Origin of the sequence: Mesorhizobium sp. 2RAF21, assembly GCF_052115345.1 — a bacterium.
In the GTDB taxonomy this organism is placed as follows: Bacteria; Pseudomonadota; Alphaproteobacteria; order Rhizobiales; family Rhizobiaceae; genus Mesorhizobium; species Mesorhizobium terrae.
Genome location: NZ_JBFRGM010000004.1, coordinates 193783 through 209001, shown reverse-complemented (window position 1 = coordinate 209001; position 15219 = coordinate 193783). Strand labels below are relative to the sequence as shown.

The 15219-nt window shown below is 64.7% G+C and carries 14 protein-coding genes; 6 read left to right on the top strand and 8 right to left on the bottom strand.

All coding sequences use genetic code 11. The features are described from left to right. The first annotated feature begins 1 nt into the window (after window position 1). Both AB4136_RS08425 and AB4136_RS08420 read left to right on the top strand, forming a co-directional pair. Window positions 2–1183, top strand: coding sequence for a pyridoxal phosphate-dependent aminotransferase (locus AB4136_RS08425; RefSeq protein ID WP_024926789.1), 1182 nt, complete (start codon window positions 2–4; stop codon window positions 1181–1183). Continuing rightward, window positions 1180–3624, top strand: coding sequence for a GcvT family protein (locus AB4136_RS08420; RefSeq protein ID WP_024926788.1), 2445 nt, complete (start codon window positions 1180–1182; stop codon window positions 3622–3624). The genes AB4136_RS08425 and AB4136_RS08420 overlap by 4 nt, the downstream gene beginning before the upstream one ends. Window positions 3625–3768: 144 nt before the next feature. Here the strand turns inward: AB4136_RS08420 and AB4136_RS08415 are convergent, their stop codons facing one another. From AB4136_RS08415 to AB4136_RS08390, 6 genes are all read right to left on the bottom strand, one after another. Continuing rightward, entirely contained in the window at window positions 3769–4353 is a 585-nt protein-coding gene (locus tag AB4136_RS08415) for an NAD(P)H-dependent oxidoreductase (protein ID WP_024926787.1), read from the bottom strand. Between the two features lie 2 nt (window positions 4354–4355). Continuing rightward, window positions 4356–5756, bottom strand: coding sequence for an FAD-binding oxidoreductase (locus AB4136_RS08410; RefSeq protein WP_024926786.1), 1401 nt, complete (start codon window positions 5754–5756; stop codon window positions 4356–4358). Then, the gene (locus tag AB4136_RS08405; RefSeq protein WP_036254704.1) at window positions 5756–7066 is read right to left on the bottom strand and encodes a cytosine deaminase; all 1311 of its coding nucleotides are present in this window, start codon (window positions 7064–7066) and stop codon (window positions 5756–5758) included. Before AB4136_RS08405 ends, AB4136_RS08410 begins: the two co-directional genes overlap by 1 nt. Window positions 7067–7276: 210 nt before the next feature. After that, a complete protein-coding gene (locus AB4136_RS08400; protein WP_024926784.1) occupies window positions 7277–8128 on the bottom strand; it encodes an ABC transporter permease in 852 nt (283 codons plus the stop codon). Further along, window positions 8125–8934 (bottom strand): ABC transporter ATP-binding protein, encoded by an 810-nt coding sequence (locus AB4136_RS08395; protein WP_024926783.1) that lies wholly within the window; start codon window positions 8932–8934, stop codon window positions 8125–8127. The genes AB4136_RS08400 and AB4136_RS08395 overlap by 4 nt, the downstream gene beginning before the upstream one ends. Window positions 8935–9171: 237 nt before the next feature. Then, window positions 9172–10179, bottom strand: coding sequence for an ABC transporter substrate-binding protein (locus tag AB4136_RS08390; protein WP_024926782.1), 1008 nt, complete (start codon window positions 10177–10179; stop codon window positions 9172–9174). Window positions 10180–10514: 335 nt separating this feature from the next. Here AB4136_RS08390 and AB4136_RS08385 point away from each other — a divergent pair, with 335 nt between their 5' ends. From AB4136_RS08385 to AB4136_RS08375, 3 genes are all read left to right on the top strand, one after another. Continuing rightward, a complete protein-coding gene (locus tag AB4136_RS08385; RefSeq protein ID WP_024926781.1) occupies window positions 10515–10898 on the top strand; it encodes a RidA family protein in 384 nt (127 codons plus the stop codon). Between the two features lie 256 nt (window positions 10899–11154). Continuing rightward, window positions 11155–11952, top strand: coding sequence for a creatininase family protein (locus AB4136_RS08380; RefSeq protein WP_024926780.1), 798 nt, complete (start codon window positions 11155–11157; stop codon window positions 11950–11952). 116 nt (window positions 11953–12068) lie between these two features. Continuing rightward, entirely contained in the window at window positions 12069–12422 is a 354-nt protein-coding gene (locus AB4136_RS08375) for an endonuclease domain-containing protein (protein ID WP_024927229.1), read from the top strand. 114 nt (window positions 12423–12536) lie between these two features. On the opposite strand, the gene AB4136_RS08370 is transcribed toward AB4136_RS08375, so the two are convergent. Together AB4136_RS08370 and cobD are read right to left on the bottom strand one after the other, a co-directional pair. Beyond that, window positions 12537–13046, bottom strand: coding sequence for a tyrosine phosphatase family protein (locus AB4136_RS08370; RefSeq protein ID WP_137900545.1), 510 nt, complete (start codon window positions 13044–13046; stop codon window positions 12537–12539). Next, on the bottom strand, window positions 13043–14098 hold the full coding sequence (cobD, locus tag AB4136_RS08365) for a threonine-phosphate decarboxylase CobD (protein WP_024927115.1): 1056 nt from the start codon (window positions 14096–14098) through the stop codon (window positions 13043–13045). The genes AB4136_RS08370 and cobD overlap by 4 nt, the downstream gene beginning before the upstream one ends. Between cobD and cbiB the strand changes: the two genes are divergently transcribed. Continuing rightward, window positions 14097–15059 carry an adenosylcobinamide-phosphate synthase CbiB gene (cbiB, locus tag AB4136_RS08360; protein ID WP_137900544.1) on the top strand — a complete coding sequence of 321 codons (963 nt, stop codon included), beginning with the start codon at window positions 14097–14099 and terminating at the stop codon, window positions 15057–15059. The genes cobD and cbiB overlap by 2 nt on opposite strands. Window positions 15060–15219 lie beyond the last annotated feature (160 nt).

Below are 15219 nucleotides of genomic sequence, written 5' to 3'. Positions count from 1 at the left end.
CATGCCCAAACCCTCTTCCCGCATTTCCGGCATCACCCCTTCCGGCAAGGACGGCTGGGAGGTGCATTTCGCCGCCTGGCAGCGCAAGGAAGCCGGCGAGGACATCATCATGCTCTCGGTCGGCGACCACGACTTCCATACGCCCGCCGAAACCGTCGAGGCCGGCGTCGCCGCCCTGCGCGCCGGTCATCATCACTACACCCAGCTTCCCGGCATTCCCGCCTTGCGCGAAGCGATGGCGCGGATTTCGACGCGCTGCACGGGCGTTGAAACAAGCGCCGAACAAATCATCGCCACGCCGGGCGGCCAGGCCTCCCTCTATGCCGCCGTGCAAGGCGTGCTTGACCCAGGCGACCACGCCATCGTCGTTGCGCCCTACTATGCCACCTATCCCGGCACCTTCCGTGCCGCCGGCGCCGATTTCACCGTGGTCGAAACCCGCGCCACCGACGGCTTCCAGCCGGATGCAAAGACGATCGAGGCCGCGGTGCGGCCGAACACCCGCGCCATGCTGATCAACACCCCGAACAACCCGACCGGCGCCGTCTATTCGAGGAAATCGCTGGAAGGCATCGCCGATGTCTGCCGCCGGCACGATCTGTGGCTGTTGTCCGACGAGGTCTACTGGACGCTCGGCGGTGGCGAACATTTGTCGCCGCGTGCCCTGCCCGGCATGGCCGAGCGCACGCTGGTCATCAACTCCATGTCGAAGAGCCACGGCATGACCGGCTGGCGCCTTGGCTGGCTGACCGGGCCGGAGGAACTGGTCGCCCTGCTGATCAGCCTCAATCTCGTGACGACCTACGGGCTGACCGATTTCGTCAGCCGCGCGGCGATCGAGGCGCTGAACAACGACTACGGCGTCGACCAGATCGCGGCGCTCTATGCGCGGCGGCGCAAGCTCTTCCTCAACGCCGTGCACGGCATGAACGATGTCACCGTGCGCGGTTCCGAGGGCGGCATGTATGCCATGCTCGATATCAGCGCGGTCGAACCGGACGACGAAAAATTCGCCTGGGCGTTTCTCGAAAACGAGAATGTCGGCGTCATGCCCGGCTCTTCCTTCGGCGATGCCGCGGCCGGCCACATCCGCATCAGCCTGTGCCAGCCCGAACCCGTTCTGCTCGAAGCGGCCGAGAGGCTGCGCCGCTTCGTTTCAGCCTATCGACGCGAGGCCGCATGACCGCACTTCCCCAGAAAGCCCGCGCCGTTATCATCGGCGGCGGCGTATCCGGCTGCTCAGTCGCCTACCATCTCGCGAAACTGGGCTGGACCGACATCGTGCTCCTGGAGCGCAAGCAGTTGACGTCGGGCACCACCTGGCACGCCGCCGGCCTGATCGGCCAGCTGCGCGCCTCGCAGAACATGACGCGGCTCGCCAAATATTCGGCCGACCTCTACGTCAAGCTGGAAGCCGAGACCGAGGTCGCCACCGGCATGCGTCAGGTCGGCTCCATCACCGTCGCGCTCACCGAGGAGCGCAAGCACGAGATCTACCGGCAGGCATCGCTGGCCCGTGCCTTCAACGTCGATGTCCGCGAGATTTCGCCCAGCGAGGTCAAGGAGATGTATCCGCATCTCAATGTGTCCGACGTGGTCGGCGCCGTGCACCTGCCGCTCGACGGCCAATGCGACCCGGCCAACATCGCCATGGCTCTGGCCAAGGGCGCGCGGCAGCGCGGCGCAAAAATCGTCGAGAACGTCAAGGTGACGAAGGTTCATAGCAGGGATGGCCGCGTTTCCGGCGTCTCCTGGGCGCAAGGTGACGAACAAGGCACGATCGAAACCGACATCGTCATCAATTGCGCCGGCATGTGGGCCCGCGAACTGGGTGCGCAGAACGGCGTCACCATCCCGCTGCACGCCTGCGAACACTTTTACCTCGTCACCGAGGCGATTCCCGGCCTTGGCCGCCTGCCAGTCCTGCGCGTGCCTGACGAATGCGCCTACTACAAGGAAGACGCCGGCAAGATGATGCTCGGCGCCTTCGAGCCGGTCGCCAAGCCCTGGGGCATGGACGGCATCCGCGAGGATTTCTGCTTCGACCAGTTGCCCGAGGACATGGACCATTTCGAACCGATCCTCGAAATGGGCGTCAACCGCATGCCGATGCTGGCCACCGCCGGCATCCACACCTTCTTCAACGGGCCGGAAAGCTTTACCCCCGACGATCGCTATTATCTCGGCGAAGCGCCGGAACTATCTGGCTACTGGATGGCCACCGGCTACAATTCGATCGGCATCGTCTCGTCGGGCGGCGCCGGCATGGCGCTGGCGCAATGGATCAATGACGGTGAAGCCCCGTTCGACCTTTGGGAGGTCGACATCCGTCGCACCCAGCCCTTCCAGAAGAACCGCCGCTATCTGAAGGAACGCGTTTCCGAAACACTCGGCCTGCTCTACGCCGACCATTTTCCGTACCGACAGATGGCGACGTCCCGTAACATCAGGCGCTCGCCCCTGCACGAACACCTGAAGGCGCGCGGCGCCGTGTTCGGCGAAGTCGCCGGCTGGGAGCGCGCCAACTGGTTCGCCAGGGAGGGCCAGGAGCGCGAGTACCGCTATTCCTGGAAGCGGCAGAACTGGTTCGGCAACCAGCGCGACGAACATCTCGCCGTCCGCAACGGCGTCGGCCTGTTCGACATGACCTCGTTCGGCAAAATCAGGATAGAAGGCCGCGACGCGTTGACCTTCCTGCAACGCCTCTGCGCCAACGACATGGACGTGGCGCCTGGCAAAATCGTCTACACACAGATGCTGAATGGCAAGGGTGGCATCGAGAGCGATCTCACCGTGTCGCGGCTTTCCGAGATGGCCTTCCTCGCCGTCGTTCCAGGCGCCACCTTGCAGCGCGATCTTGCCTGGCTGCGCAAGCATCTCACCGACGAATTCGTCGTCATCACCGACGTCACGTCGGCCGAAAGTGTGCTTTGCCTGATGGGGCCTTACGCGCGGGATTTGATTCAAAAGGTGAGCCCGAACGATTTCTCGAACGACAGAAATCCGTTCGGCACCTGGCAGGAAATCGAGATTGGCATGGGCCTCGCCCGCGCCCACCGCGTCACCTATGTCGGCGAGCTCGGCTGGGAGCTTTATGTGCCGACCGACCAGACCGCGCATGTGTTCGAAGCCATCGAAGAAGCCGGCCAGGACTTCGGTTTGAAACTCTGCGGCCTGCACACATTGGATTCCTGCCGCATCGAAAAGGCGTTTCGCCATTTCGGGCATGACATCACCGACGAGGACCACGTTCTGGAGGCCGGTCTCGGCTTCGCCGTGAAAACCGGCAAGGGCGATTTCCTCGGCCGCGACGCGGTGCTGCGCAGGAAGGATGCCGGCCTCGACCGCCGTTTGGTGCAATTCCGCCTCACCGATCCCGAACCCTTGCTGTTCCATAACGAGGCGATCGTTCGTGACGGCAAGATCGTCGGAACCGTCACTTCCGGCAATTACGGCCATCATCTCGGCGGCGCCATCGGGCTCGGCTACGTGCCTTGCCAGGGTGAAACGGAAGCGGATGTGCTGGCGTCATCCTACGAGATCGAAATCGCCGGCGAGCGTTTTGCCGCCGAGGCTTCATTGAAGCCGATATACGATCCAAAGGCCGAGCGGGTGCGGATGTAGGCGCCCCTTCCTTCTCCCCGTTCACGGGGAGAAGGTGACCCGAAGGGTCGGATGAGGGGCAGCGCTAGCCTCGGGGAATCCGGCGCTGCCCCTCACCTGCCTGCCGGCATCCTCTCCCCGTAAACAGGGAGAGGAAAGCTAATTTCAAAACGCCTGCAATTTCTGGCGCACCTGGCCAAGGAAAGCCGCGCGGCTCTCCGGCGTCGAGGCGTCCATCAGGTAGTGCGCCAGGAACAGCGTCTTGCAACGCTTCGCGCAAAGCGCGCGAATGCCGCGCAGAATGGTCTTGCGGCCAGGATGGCCAACCACGTGCGACCACCAGCGCGGTGCGCCGCAAGTCGTCACCACCGCGATCTTCTGGACATGGCCCATCAGCGGCGTGATCCGTCCGCCCGCGTCGAGCGAAAAGGCCACGTCCTTTGCCCAGACGCGGTCGAGCCAGCCCTTCAGCATCGCCGGCAGCCCATACCACCAGGTCGGATAGATGAACACGATCGCTTCGGCCCAGTTCAGATGCGCGATATGGGCGGCGAGTGCCGGATCGACCGGGGCGCGTTCATTGTAGTCGCGCCGCTCGCCATCGCGCATCACCGGGTCGAAATTCTCGGCATAGAGGTCGACCAGCCGTGCCTCGCACCCTTTCCCGGCGATGCCTTCAAGTGCGGCATCGCGCACGGCAGCGCAGAAGCTCTCCGGCACCGGATGGCAATAGACGACGAGTACCCGCATGCCTACCTCGCCGCCAAGCCTTTGAACAGAAACGTCTTTCCCGAGCGATAGTCGTAATCTGGATTTTCCCACGCGATCATCTTGCCGGGATTGAGCAACCCCTGCGGGTCGGCTTGCCGCTTGAAGGCAAGCTGGATGGCATCAGTCTGTTTCATGCCGCCCTCCTCCAGCGTGTAGCGGTGCGGGTTGAAGATCGGGCAGCCATTCTCCTCGAACAGCCGCACGATCTCGTCCAGCCGTTCCTCCGTGGTGAAGCGCACGAGATTGAGCCCGAAACAGGTGATGTTGCCGTCGAGACGCACGAATTCGAGGTGCGAAAAGACCTCTCCCGGGAACATCGCATCCATCTTTTCAACCAGTGCCAACTGGTTGGGGAACGGGTAGAGCGACTGCAGATAGGTGATCGACGGGTCGACCCGCAAAGCCCTCAGCGTCGTGTGGTTCCAGGCAAGCTCATAGGCCGGCGGCAGGCCCTTCTTGTCCTCGTCTCTTGCCGTCGCCGCATTGTAGGCGATTTCGCCGCCCTCGCGGCGGGTGAAGGCCAGGAAAGCATCGAGCGCATGCGGCGCGACCATCACCGCGCAGATGCTTTGCCCCTCACGCAGGAATTTCTGGTGCCGCTTGAAATAGAGTTGCGGCACGGGTGCGGCGATCGGCGTGATCAACTTGGTCAACAGCCCGTCCTGGCAGGCGAGCGCGTTGCCGTAGCGCGCCGCGCCCATGAAGCTGTCAAAGCCGACCAGCACGTCCACCCAGTCATAGGCGGCCGTCAGCGGCATCTCGACCTCGGTGATGATACCGTTGGTGCCGTAGGCGTGGGTCACCTTGTGCAGATCCTCGCCGGTCAGTTCCAGCACCTTGGGTTCCGCCTCCATGGTGACGACACGCAGCCGGATGATGTTGCCGAAGTCGCGCAAGCCGCCGAAATTGATCGATCCGACGCCACCCGAGCCGCCGGCGATGAAGCCGCCGATCGAAGCGGTGTTGTAGGTGGAAGGGTGCAGGCGCAATTCCTGCGCCGAATGGGCACGCGTCGCGCGGTCGATATCGGCCAGGATGGCGCCCGGTCCGCACACCACACGACCCGGAGAAATCGCAACGATTTCATCGAGTTCGGCGAGATTGAGCACGACGCCACCAGACAGCGGCATCGCCTGCCCGTAATTGCCGGTGCCGGTGCCGCGCGGCGTGACCGGGACGCCAAGGCGGTGGCAAGCGGCGAGCACGCGGATGACCTCGGCCTGCGTTTTCGGCGTCACCACCAGATCGCCGCTGACATGGTCGAGCTGCCGCTTCAGAACCGGGCTGTACCAGTAGAAATCGCGGCTCTTCTGCTGGACGATCTTCTCGTTGTCCTCGATCTTCAACCCATCGAGATCGCGTTTCAGCGCCGCAAGATCCATCATTCCACCATCAGTTCGTCGAGTTCGGCATAGTCGGGCAAGGCAGCGTCAACCGGTTTTCCCGCTCGGATGACGACGCGGTCGGACTCCGGCCGCGACAACAACTCGGTCCAGCTTCTTCCTTTGAAAACAATAAGATCGGCCGGGCCGCCGGCGGCCAAAGTGCCCGCGCTGTCCAAGCGCATCATCGCCGCCGGCGTCGCCGTCACCGCCTTCGGCCAGTCGCCGACCGGGTGGTCGAGATGCAGAATGCGTGTCGCCATGCGGTAGACTTCCAGCATGTCGAGATCGCCATAGGCGTAGAACGGATCGCGCGTGTTGTCGGAGGCGACCGCGACCGGAATGCCGCGCGCCTTCATTTCATGCAGCAGCGTCACCCCGCGCCAGCGCGGTGTCGTGCCATCCAGCCGGCGGTCCTGGAGATAAAGATTGCACATCGGCAGCGAGACGACGGCGATCCCGGCTTGCGCCACCTTGTCCAGGGTGTCGAGAACATCGCTGTCCGGTTGGCGCGCCAGCGAGCAGCAGTGGCCAACCAGGATCTTGCCCTGGAAGCGATGTCGAAGTGCGGCTTCCGCTATTCTTTTCAAGGAGATAGCGTCGACCGCGTCGGTCTCGTCGGCATGGAAGTCGAGGTCGAGATCATGCTCGATCGCGAGTTGGAACATCCGGTCGAGCAGCAGGTCGAGGTCGGGTACCATATAGGTGACGGCGCCCAGCATACCGCGGGCCGACGCCACACGCCGGGCCAGGCCGGCAAACCAGGCCGCGTCGCGGGTTTCCTCGATACCGACCAGGCAGACGGCCTGCAAGTCCATGATTCCGCGCCATTTTTCCCGCGTTGCCTCAAACACCGGCCAGGAGATCGCATCCTGGGGTGCTGCGCTGTCGAGATGCGTGCGGATGGCTTTGGTTCCGTGCGCGAAAGCCGTCCGCAATGCAAAATCCATGCGCGCCGACACGTCTTTTGCGCTCCAGCGCGTCGTTCTGTCGGCATTTGTCGCATGCAATGCGCCCGCAAAGGAACCGTCCGGATTGGGGCTGCGCGGCCAGATATGACCCTTGTCGAGATGGGTGTGGCAATCGACGAAACAGGGTAGAACGATGCGGCCCTTGAGGTCGATGGCGCCCGGCGAAGGCGACGGCCGATGGGCCGCGATCGACGCGATGCGGCCGTCGGCAACCGTGATATCGGCGCGCACGAAGCCGTCCGCGTCCGCTGGACCGTCCAGCTCGGCCGTCAGCGACAGGTGAAGGCGGGCGTTTTCAAGCACATAACTGCCAGATTGTGGGATCGGCAGCCTGCTCATGTCGCCGCTCCGCCGACCTTCGGCCAGCGCTTGGATGTGGAGAGAAACCGGATTTCGCGACGCGGTGAAAAAGTTTTGCGCTTGTTTGTCATGGCTTTATCGCGAAAGGGCTGTCGATGGCGGTCGGGATTTGTTCACCTGCCCCCTTGATGGTGCAGAATCCGCCTGAATTGATGCAAGTTCCCGCCAAAACGCGGCATCTGTCCGCCATCACGCCTCCTGCTTCAAGGCGCTCTCGTGCCAGCGACGCAGGACGAGATGCGACAGCAGCGACAACACCAGGAAAATGACGATGCCGGTCACCGAAATCAGGATCAGCGCCGCGAACAGGCGCGGCGCGTTCAGCCGGTAGCCCGCCTCGATGATACGCGAGGCGAGACCCGACGCCTGGCCCGACGTGCCGGCGACGAATTCGGCCACCACCGCGCCGATCAAGGACAGGCCGCCGGCGATCTTCAGGCCGCCGAGGAAATAGGGCATGGCGGCCGGCAGGCGCAGGTGCCACAGCTCCTGCCAGCGCGAGGCGCCGTTCAGCCGGAACAGGTCGCGCAGATTGCGGTCGACCGAATTCAGACCCAGCGTCGTGTTGGACAGGATCGGGAAGAAGGCGACGATCCAGGCGCAGAGCAGAAGCTTGGCGGTCTGGTTGTCGACATAGATGTTGATGAGCGGGAAGATCGCCACGATCGGCGTGACCTGCAAAATGACGGCGAACGGGAAGAACGACATCTCCACCCATTTCGACTGGGCAAACAGCACCGCCAGCCCCACCCCGCCGACGATGGCGAGCGCGAGGCTCAGGAAGGTGATCTTGAGCGTCACCCACAGTGAGGAGAACAGCAGCGGCGCATCGTCCTGCAGGGTCTGCAGCACCACGCCCGGCCTCGGCAGGATGTATTTCGGAATGTCGTTCCACACGCACAGCCGGTCCCACAGCCAGACCGAGACCACCATGATGGCGAGCGGCAGCACCCAGCCGCCGATCTTCTCCAGCCGTTGCTGGCGCACGCGCCGCGCTTCTTCCGGGTCGAGCGCCACCGGCCGCACCTCGAGCGTCGTCATCGCCGCGCCTCCGCCTTGGCGCTCATCGCCGCGCCCAGCACCTCCGATGCCTGCCGGCACAGAGCGGCATAGGCCGGCGAGGTGCGGAAGGCCTCGTCGCGCGGGTAATGCGCCTCCACCGCCATGTCGCGGAAGACACGGCCCGGCTGCGCCGCCATCACCACGATGCGGTTGGAGAGAAACACGCTTTCGAACACGCTGTGGGTGACGAAGATGGCGGTGAACCGCTCCTGCTGCCACAGTTCCAGAAGGTCGTTGTTGAGCTTGAAGCGGGTGATCTCGTCGAGCGCCGCGAATGGCTCGTCCATCAACAGAACGCGCGGCTTGGTGACCATGGCGCGCGCGATGGAGACACGCATCTTCATGCCGCCGGAAAGCTCGCGCGGCACCGCGTCGGCGAAGTTTTCCAGATGGACGCGCGCCAGCATCTCCATCACCGCCGACGTGGCCTTGAGCCGCGACACGCCGCGCAGCCGCAACGGCAGCCAGACATTGTCGAAGACGCTCGCCCAGGGCAGCAGGGTCGGCTCCTGGAAGACGAAGCCGACGCAATCGTCGCCCAGCGCCTTTTGCCATTCCAGCGCGCCGGACGTCGGCGTCGACAGCCCGGCGATCAGCCTGAGCGCGGTCGACTTGCCACAGCCGGAAGGCCCGAGCAGGCTGACGAAATCACCCTGGCTGATGGTGAGATTGACATTGTCGAGCGCGGTGACCCCGTTGGAGAACACCTTGCCGACGCCGCGCAGGTGAAGCAGCGGCGTGCCGCTGTCGATGCCCTCCCCGCGCATAACCGTCTGCTGCAACATCAGTGCCTTTCCGTGGATAAATGCTCATCCCTTCTCCCCTTGCGGGAGAAGGTGGCCGAGCCGAAAGCGAAGTCGGATGAGGTGGGCCGGACGGAGTGCGAACTTGCCACGCCTAGGCGGGCGACCGAACAGGACGGCAGGATTTTGAAGTGCATCGTTTCTTCCAACACCCCTCATCCGTCCCGGCACTGCGCGCCGGGCCACCTTCTCCCGCAAGGGGAGAAGGTGAAGCCGCACTCACTTCTTCAGATTGAGCCCGACGCCCTTGTTCACGAACTGCAGCGTATAGGCCTTCTTGATGTCGATGCCGGCGGGCAGAACCTTGGCCTTGACCATCTTGTCGTAGAAACTCTGCATGCGTTCGTCGGTCATGGCGCCGATGCCGAGCTTCTCGCTCTCGCCGGAATCGACGATGCCGTACTTCTTCATCATCTCGATGGAGAAGGCGATCTGCTCGTCGTTGATGTCGGGATTGTCCTTCTTGATGGCGGCGTTGGCGGCCTTGTTGTCGCCGTAGAGGTAGTTGTACCAGCCCTTGGCCGAGCCATCGACGAAGCACTGCACCACCTCCGGCCGCTTGTCGATCGTGGTCTGCATGGCCTCGATGGTGGTGGCGTAGGTGTTGAAGCCGTAGTCGGCGAGCAGGAAGAGGTTGGGCTGGAAGCCGCCCTCCTTGGCCACCGCATGCGGCTCGGAGGTGACGTAACCCTGCTGGACCGACTTCTTGTTGGCGATGAAGGCAGCCGGGTTGAAGGTGTAGACGGCGCGCTTGGCGGGATCGAAGCCGAACTCGGAGACCATCCACAGGAAGAAGGAGGTCGCCCCCTCGTCGCCGATAATGTACTGGTCGGCCTTCGGCAGGTCCTCCCACTTGTCCAGGCCCTGGCCCGGATGCGCCATGATGACCTGCGGCTCCTTCTGGAAGGAGGCGGCGACGACGCGCAGCGGAATGCCCTGCTGCACCGCGTCGAAGGCCTGCAGCATGTTGCCACCCATGTAGAAATCGACCTTGCCGGCCAACAGCAGCGGCCGGCCGCTGCCTTGCGGCCCGCCTTGCTGGATGGTGACGTCCAGCCCGCAGGCGGCATAGGAGCCGTCGGCCACAGCCTGGTAGTAGCCGCCATGTTCGGCCTGGGCCAGCCAGTTGGTGGCGAAGATTACCTTCTCGTTCGCCGCCGCCGTCGACATCCAGCCGCCAAGCAGCGCCGCCGCGGCCACCATTGTTCCTGCCAATACCCGTGTCATCGATTTCCCCTTCCATCCGCCCGCAACGGGCACAAAGACACCGTCGATCGATCACGCAAGACACATGCCACCCAACCGGTGGCGGCATTGCGCCGACGGTGCCAGCCTTCGACCCGTGACGTGAACCCGTGACCTGCAGCTCCTGTCGCCATCGTGCCCATTTTCCGGGCAGCTGTCCATCAGCGCTTCGTGTTGAAAGTAATGCCGGCAGTGCAAAAGCAGTGCTTGAACCAAGCCCCCGCCCGGCTCTAGTTTCGCCGCCTCGGATGCGTCGAGATTAGAGCTGGTCGGCCGACCTCGCCCGGGTCTCAACGCGTCCCCAAAAGGAGACCGCCATGTTCCGATATCTGATGCCGAAGACGATCAAGCCGCCATTCGCGCGCTACAGCCACGGCGTCGAAGTGCCGGCCGGCAAGCGGCTCATCCTGTGCGCGGGCCAGGTGGCGATCACCGCCGACGACCAAATTCCCGAAGGCGTCGAGGAACAGGCCGAACTCTGCTTCAAGAACATCGCCGCGGTGCTGGCCGAGGCCGGCCTTGGCCTGAACGACGTGGTGCGCATCAATGCCTATGTCACCGACCGCGCCTATCTGAAACCCTATATGGCGGTGCGCGACCGGACATTTTCGGACCCGGCGCCGGCCTCGACGCTGATGATCGTCACCGGTTTCGCCAGGCCCGAATTCAAGGTCGAGGTGGAAGTGATCGCGGCCGGGTGAGAAACGGAACCTTCCCCTTCTCCCCTTGCGGGAGAAGGTGGCCGAGCCGGGCGGCGTAGCCGCCATTGGCGAGGTCGGATGAGGGGTGCTGGACGGAACGCCATGGTAGGATGAAATGGGGTGAGAGATATGGAATTGAAATGCCTCGTTTCTTCCAGCACCCCTCATCCGTCTCGGCGCAACGCGCCGATCCACCTTCTCCCACAAGGGGAGAAGGGAAATGCACCACCCCAGCAACGATGCGGAGACTGACATTATGACGAAAAGACGCGTGTGGTGGGGCGACTACAGGACCACCGAATATGCCTCGATCGACCCGGAAACGACGATCGCGGTGCTGCCGGTGGCGGCGATCGAGCAGCATGGGCCGCATCTGCCGGTGTCGACCGACACCTCGATCATGAACGGCATGCTGGAGACGGTGATCGCGCGCCTGCCGGCCGATCTCGACATCCGCATCCTGCCGGTGCAGGCGGTCGGCAAATCCAACGAGCATCTCGAAGCGCCGGGCACGCTGACCTTGCCGCCGGCGACGCTGATCGACGCCTGGACCGAGCTCGGCCTCTCCATCGCCCGCGCCGGGGTGAGGAAGCTCGTCATCGTCAACTCGCATGGCGGCAATGAAGAGATCATGGGTATCGTCACGCGCGAGCTGCGGGTGCGCGAAAGGATGTTGGCGGTGAAGACGAGCTGGTCGCGCTTCGGCCGCCCGGCCGGGCTCTACAGCGAGGCGGAAGACCGCTGGGGCATCCATGGCGGCGACTACGAGACCTCCATGATGCTGCATTTCCGGCCCGAGCTGGTCGACATGGGCAAGGCCGAGAATTTCGTCTCGAAGGTGGTCGAGGCCGAGAAGACGTTTTCGCTGCTGCGCCACACCGGCACCCATGCCTTCGCCTGGATGTCGCAGGACCTCAACCCGCATGGCGTGGTCGGCGAGGCCGCCAAGGCAACCGCCGACAAGGGCCGGCAGACCGCCGAACACCAGGCCGACGGCTTCATCACGCTGCTGAAGGATGTGCGCAAGGCGAGGTTGGATGAGTGGGTGAAGTAAGAGGCGCCTTATCTCCCCCCTTGCGGGGGAGAAAGCGATTTCAGCATCTTAGCGAGCACGCCCGCAGGGCGGCGCAGCTAAGTGCTAGAAATCGCAAGAGAGGGGATTTGCCGGCAATGCGTCAACCGGTCAGACCGTTACATCGTGGTTTTGCCCGCTCTATGCGCACTGATGCGACCAAGGCCGAGAACATGCTTTGGCAGGCCCTGCGCAACCGCCAACTCAACGGCCTGAAGTTCAAGCGACAGGTGCCGCTCGATGGCTACATTCTCGACTTCGCCTGTTTCGAGGCCAGGCTGATCATCGAGGTTGACGGCAGTCAGCACGCGGAACTGCAGCGGGATACAGTCCGCGATCGACATTTCGAGACGCGGGGATTCGGCATCTTGCGTTTCTGGAACGAGGAGGTGGAGAGGAACCTCGACGCGGTCTGCGGGGCGATCTTGCAGGCCGCCGACGGTCGCGGCTGAATATCCCCTCTCTTGCGATTTCTAGCACTTAGACTGCGCCGCCCTACGGGCGTGCTCGCTAAGATGCTGAAATCGCTTTCTCCCCCGCAAGGGGGAGATAGAGGCGCCAGCACCCTACCCTTCAATCTCCAGCTCGAACGGCACGCCCTCGAAGGCATCGGCGCCGCGGCCGATCGAGGCGATGGCGGCGACCATGCGGCCGTCGCGGCCAAGAATGTGGTCGGCCACGGCGACGAGGCGCGGATTGGGCGTCGCGGAGGGAGAGAGAAAGCGCAGCGTCCTGGCCAGTTCCAGCTCGTCGCGCTTCGGCGCCAGTGCCGCGGCGATGATATAGGCGGAAGCCGTCGAGCGGCTGATGCCGGCATAACAGTTCACCACCAGCGGCCGCGCGCGGTTCCAGCCCTCGGCGAAGGCAAGCAGCGCGCGCACATGCTCCTCGCCGGGCAGCGTCATGCCCTCCTGCGCCTCGGCGATGTCGTGCATGACCAGATGCAGATGGTTTTCCGGCCGGATCGCGGCGGGGCGCAACATGTCGGTGCCGGCGGCAAGCAGCGACAACAGCCGCTCGGCGCCGGCGCGGTTGACGGTGGCCTCGACCTTGGAGAGCGGGCAGACGATGATCATGCGCGGATCCTGTTTTGGCGAGCTTCGCCCGTCGCGGCCCAACCGGCAAGGGCGGCTTCGAGGCGGCGCCACTCGTCCTCGTTGCCGGGCAAGCCGGACCGCAGCGCATGCGGGCGCTGCGCGAAATGGCGCAAAAGGATGCCTTGCCGGCCGAGCGCTTCGAACAGGCCGGGCGCGCCGGCGAAATCGAGATAGCGGAACAGCGTCGTGCCGCCGGCGACCGTAACGCCATGGTGGGCAAACAGCGCATCGAGCCGCGCGGCATCCTCAGCCAGCCGCTGCCGCATCGCCTGCTGCCAGGCAATATCGCCGAGCGCCGCGATACCGTATTCCAGCGTCGGGCCTGCCACCGCCCATGGCCCAAGCTGGCTGTCGAGTAGTGCGGCCGTCGCCGTGTCGGCGAGCGCGAAGCCCAGCCGCACGCCGGCGAGGCCGAAGAATTTGCCGAAGGAGCGCAGTACCACCAGCCCGCCCCGCCCAATGTCGCCGGCGAGGCTGTCCTCGCGCGGGCCGACATCCATGAAGGCTTCGTCGACCACCAATAACCCGCCTTTGGCTTTCATCCGGGCGGCGAGCGCCAGCAGATCGTCGCGCGCGACGACGCGGCCGTCGGGATTGTTGGGATTGACCAGTATGGCCAGATCAGCCTCGGCAAGCGCCGCGAAATTTGTCACTTCGGCCACCTTATGACCGGCGACGGCGGCGGCGCGCGCGTGTTCGGCATAGGTCGGCGACAACACCAGCGCGCGACCGGGCGCCACCAGCGAGGCGACACGCGGCAACAGGATCTGGGTGCCAGGTGCTGCCACCACATTGGCCCGCGCCGGGGCGCCATAGGCGGTGGCGGCGACAGTCGCCAGCTCGGCCGACCTCGCCGCCTCCGGCAGTCTGGTGAAGGCGGTGGCGGGCGGCTCGAAAAGCGGATAGGAGTGCGGATTGATCCCGGTCGAGAGATCGACGAACGGTTCCGGTGCGCCAGGAAACAGCGCCCGCGCCCGGCCGAGGCTTCCGCCGTGATCCACCGCTGCAATCGCCTCGCCTGGAAGCCGCATGTTCGCCCTGACCGCCTTTCTGTCGCTGCTGATCGAATCTCGGCTCGGCTATCCCGACCGGCTGTTCCGTGCCGTCGGCCATCCGGTGACCTGGATCGGCGCCCTGATATCCTGTCTCGACCGCGGGCTCAACCGCGCCGCCGACAGCGACGCCGCGCGTCGCATGGCCGGCGTCTTTTCGCTGCTGGTCATCGTCATGGTGCCGGCAACCATCGCCCGCCTGGCCGAGACGGCGCTTTTGGCGCTGCCGCTCGGCATTGTCGCGGTGGCGCTGCTGGCGAGTTCGCTGCTGTCGCAGAAGAGCCTGGCTGCCCATGTCGAGGCGGTGGCGGACGCGCTGGACTCGGGCGGGCTGGCGGCCGGCCGCAAGGCGGTCTCCATGATCGTCGGCCGCGACCCTGAAAAACTCGACGAGGCGGCGGTCGGCCGCGCGGCGATCGAAAGCCTGGCCGAGAATTTCTCCGACGGCATCGTCGCGCCCGCCTTCTGGCTGGGCATCGGCGGGCTGGCCGGCGGCGTCGCCTACAAGGCCGCCAACACCGCCGATTCCATGATCGGCCACCGCAGCGAGCGCCACGAGGCCTTTGGCTGGGCGGCGGCGCGCTTCGACGATCTGATCAATTTGCCCGCCTCGCGCCTGACCGGCCTTTTGATCGTCGCTGCCGCCTTCTTCGTCAGGGGTGCCGACTCGGCCGAGGCCTGGCGCGCCATGTGGCGCGACGCGCGCTTTCACCGCTCGCCCAATGCCGGCTGGCCGGAAGCCGCGATGGCAGGTGCGCTGGGTCTGGCGCTCGCCGGTCCACGCTCCTATGGCGGCGTGCTGGTCGAAGGCCGCCATATGGGCGAAGGCGGCCGCACCGCCGTCACCAGCGCTGACATCCGCCAAGCGCTCCGGCTCTATTGGGCGGCCGACATGCTGCTGATCGCGCTGTTCGGGGTGGTGGCGCTGGTGCTGTGGTAGGCGACGGCGGTCTTCCTTCTCCCCTTGTGGGAGAAGGTGGCCGAGCCGAAGGCGAGGTCGGATGAGGGGTGTTGGCCGGAGCGCAACTTACCCAAACCAGGATAGCGCCGAAGCAATTCTATTCTCGCGCCGTCTCGTTTCTTCCAACACCCCTCATCCG

What these genes read in the sequence shown, in the direction of transcription:
- AB4136_RS08410 (WP_024926786.1), bottom strand. Translation starts at nt 5,756, where the DNA reads ATGGATCTTGCGGCGCTGAAACGCGATCTCGATGGGTTGAAGATCGAG.
- cobD (WP_024927115.1), bottom strand. Translation starts at nt 14,098, where the DNA reads ATGCGGCTTCCAGGCGAGGCGATTGCAGCGGTGGATCACGGCGGAAGC.
- AB4136_RS08380 (WP_024926780.1), top strand. Translation starts at nt 11,155, where the DNA reads ATGACGAAAAGACGCGTGTGGTGGGGCGACTACAGGACCACCGAATAT.
- AB4136_RS08415 (WP_024926787.1), bottom strand. Translation starts at nt 4,353, where the DNA reads ATGCGGGTACTCGTCGTCTATTGCCATCCGGTGCCGGAGAGCTTCTGC.
- AB4136_RS08420 (WP_024926788.1), top strand. Translation starts at nt 1,180, where the DNA reads ATGACCGCACTTCCCCAGAAAGCCCGCGCCGTTATCATCGGCGGCGGC.
- cbiB (WP_137900544.1), top strand. Translation starts at nt 14,097, where the DNA reads ATGTTCGCCCTGACCGCCTTTCTGTCGCTGCTGATCGAATCTCGGCTC.
- AB4136_RS08390 (WP_024926782.1), bottom strand. Translation starts at nt 10,179, where the DNA reads ATGACACGGGTATTGGCAGGAACAATGGTGGCCGCGGCGGCGCTGCTT.
- AB4136_RS08395 (WP_024926783.1), bottom strand. Translation starts at nt 8,934, where the DNA reads ATGTTGCAGCAGACGGTTATGCGCGGGGAGGGCATCGACAGCGGCACG.
- AB4136_RS08375 (WP_024927229.1), top strand. Translation starts at nt 12,069, where the DNA reads ATGCGTCAACCGGTCAGACCGTTACATCGTGGTTTTGCCCGCTCTATG.
- AB4136_RS08425 (WP_024926789.1), top strand. Translation starts at nt 2, where the DNA reads ATGCCCAAACCCTCTTCCCGCATTTCCGGCATCACCCCTTCCGGCAAG.
- AB4136_RS08400 (WP_024926784.1), bottom strand. Translation starts at nt 8,128, where the DNA reads ATGACGACGCTCGAGGTGCGGCCGGTGGCGCTCGACCCGGAAGAAGCG.
- AB4136_RS08405 (WP_036254704.1), bottom strand. Translation starts at nt 7,066, where the DNA reads ATGAGCAGGCTGCCGATCCCACAATCTGGCAGTTATGTGCTTGAAAAC.
- AB4136_RS08385 (WP_024926781.1), top strand. Translation starts at nt 10,515, where the DNA reads ATGTTCCGATATCTGATGCCGAAGACGATCAAGCCGCCATTCGCGCGC.
- AB4136_RS08370 (WP_137900545.1), bottom strand. Translation starts at nt 13,046, where the DNA reads ATGATCATCGTCTGCCCGCTCTCCAAGGTCGAGGCCACCGTCAACCGC.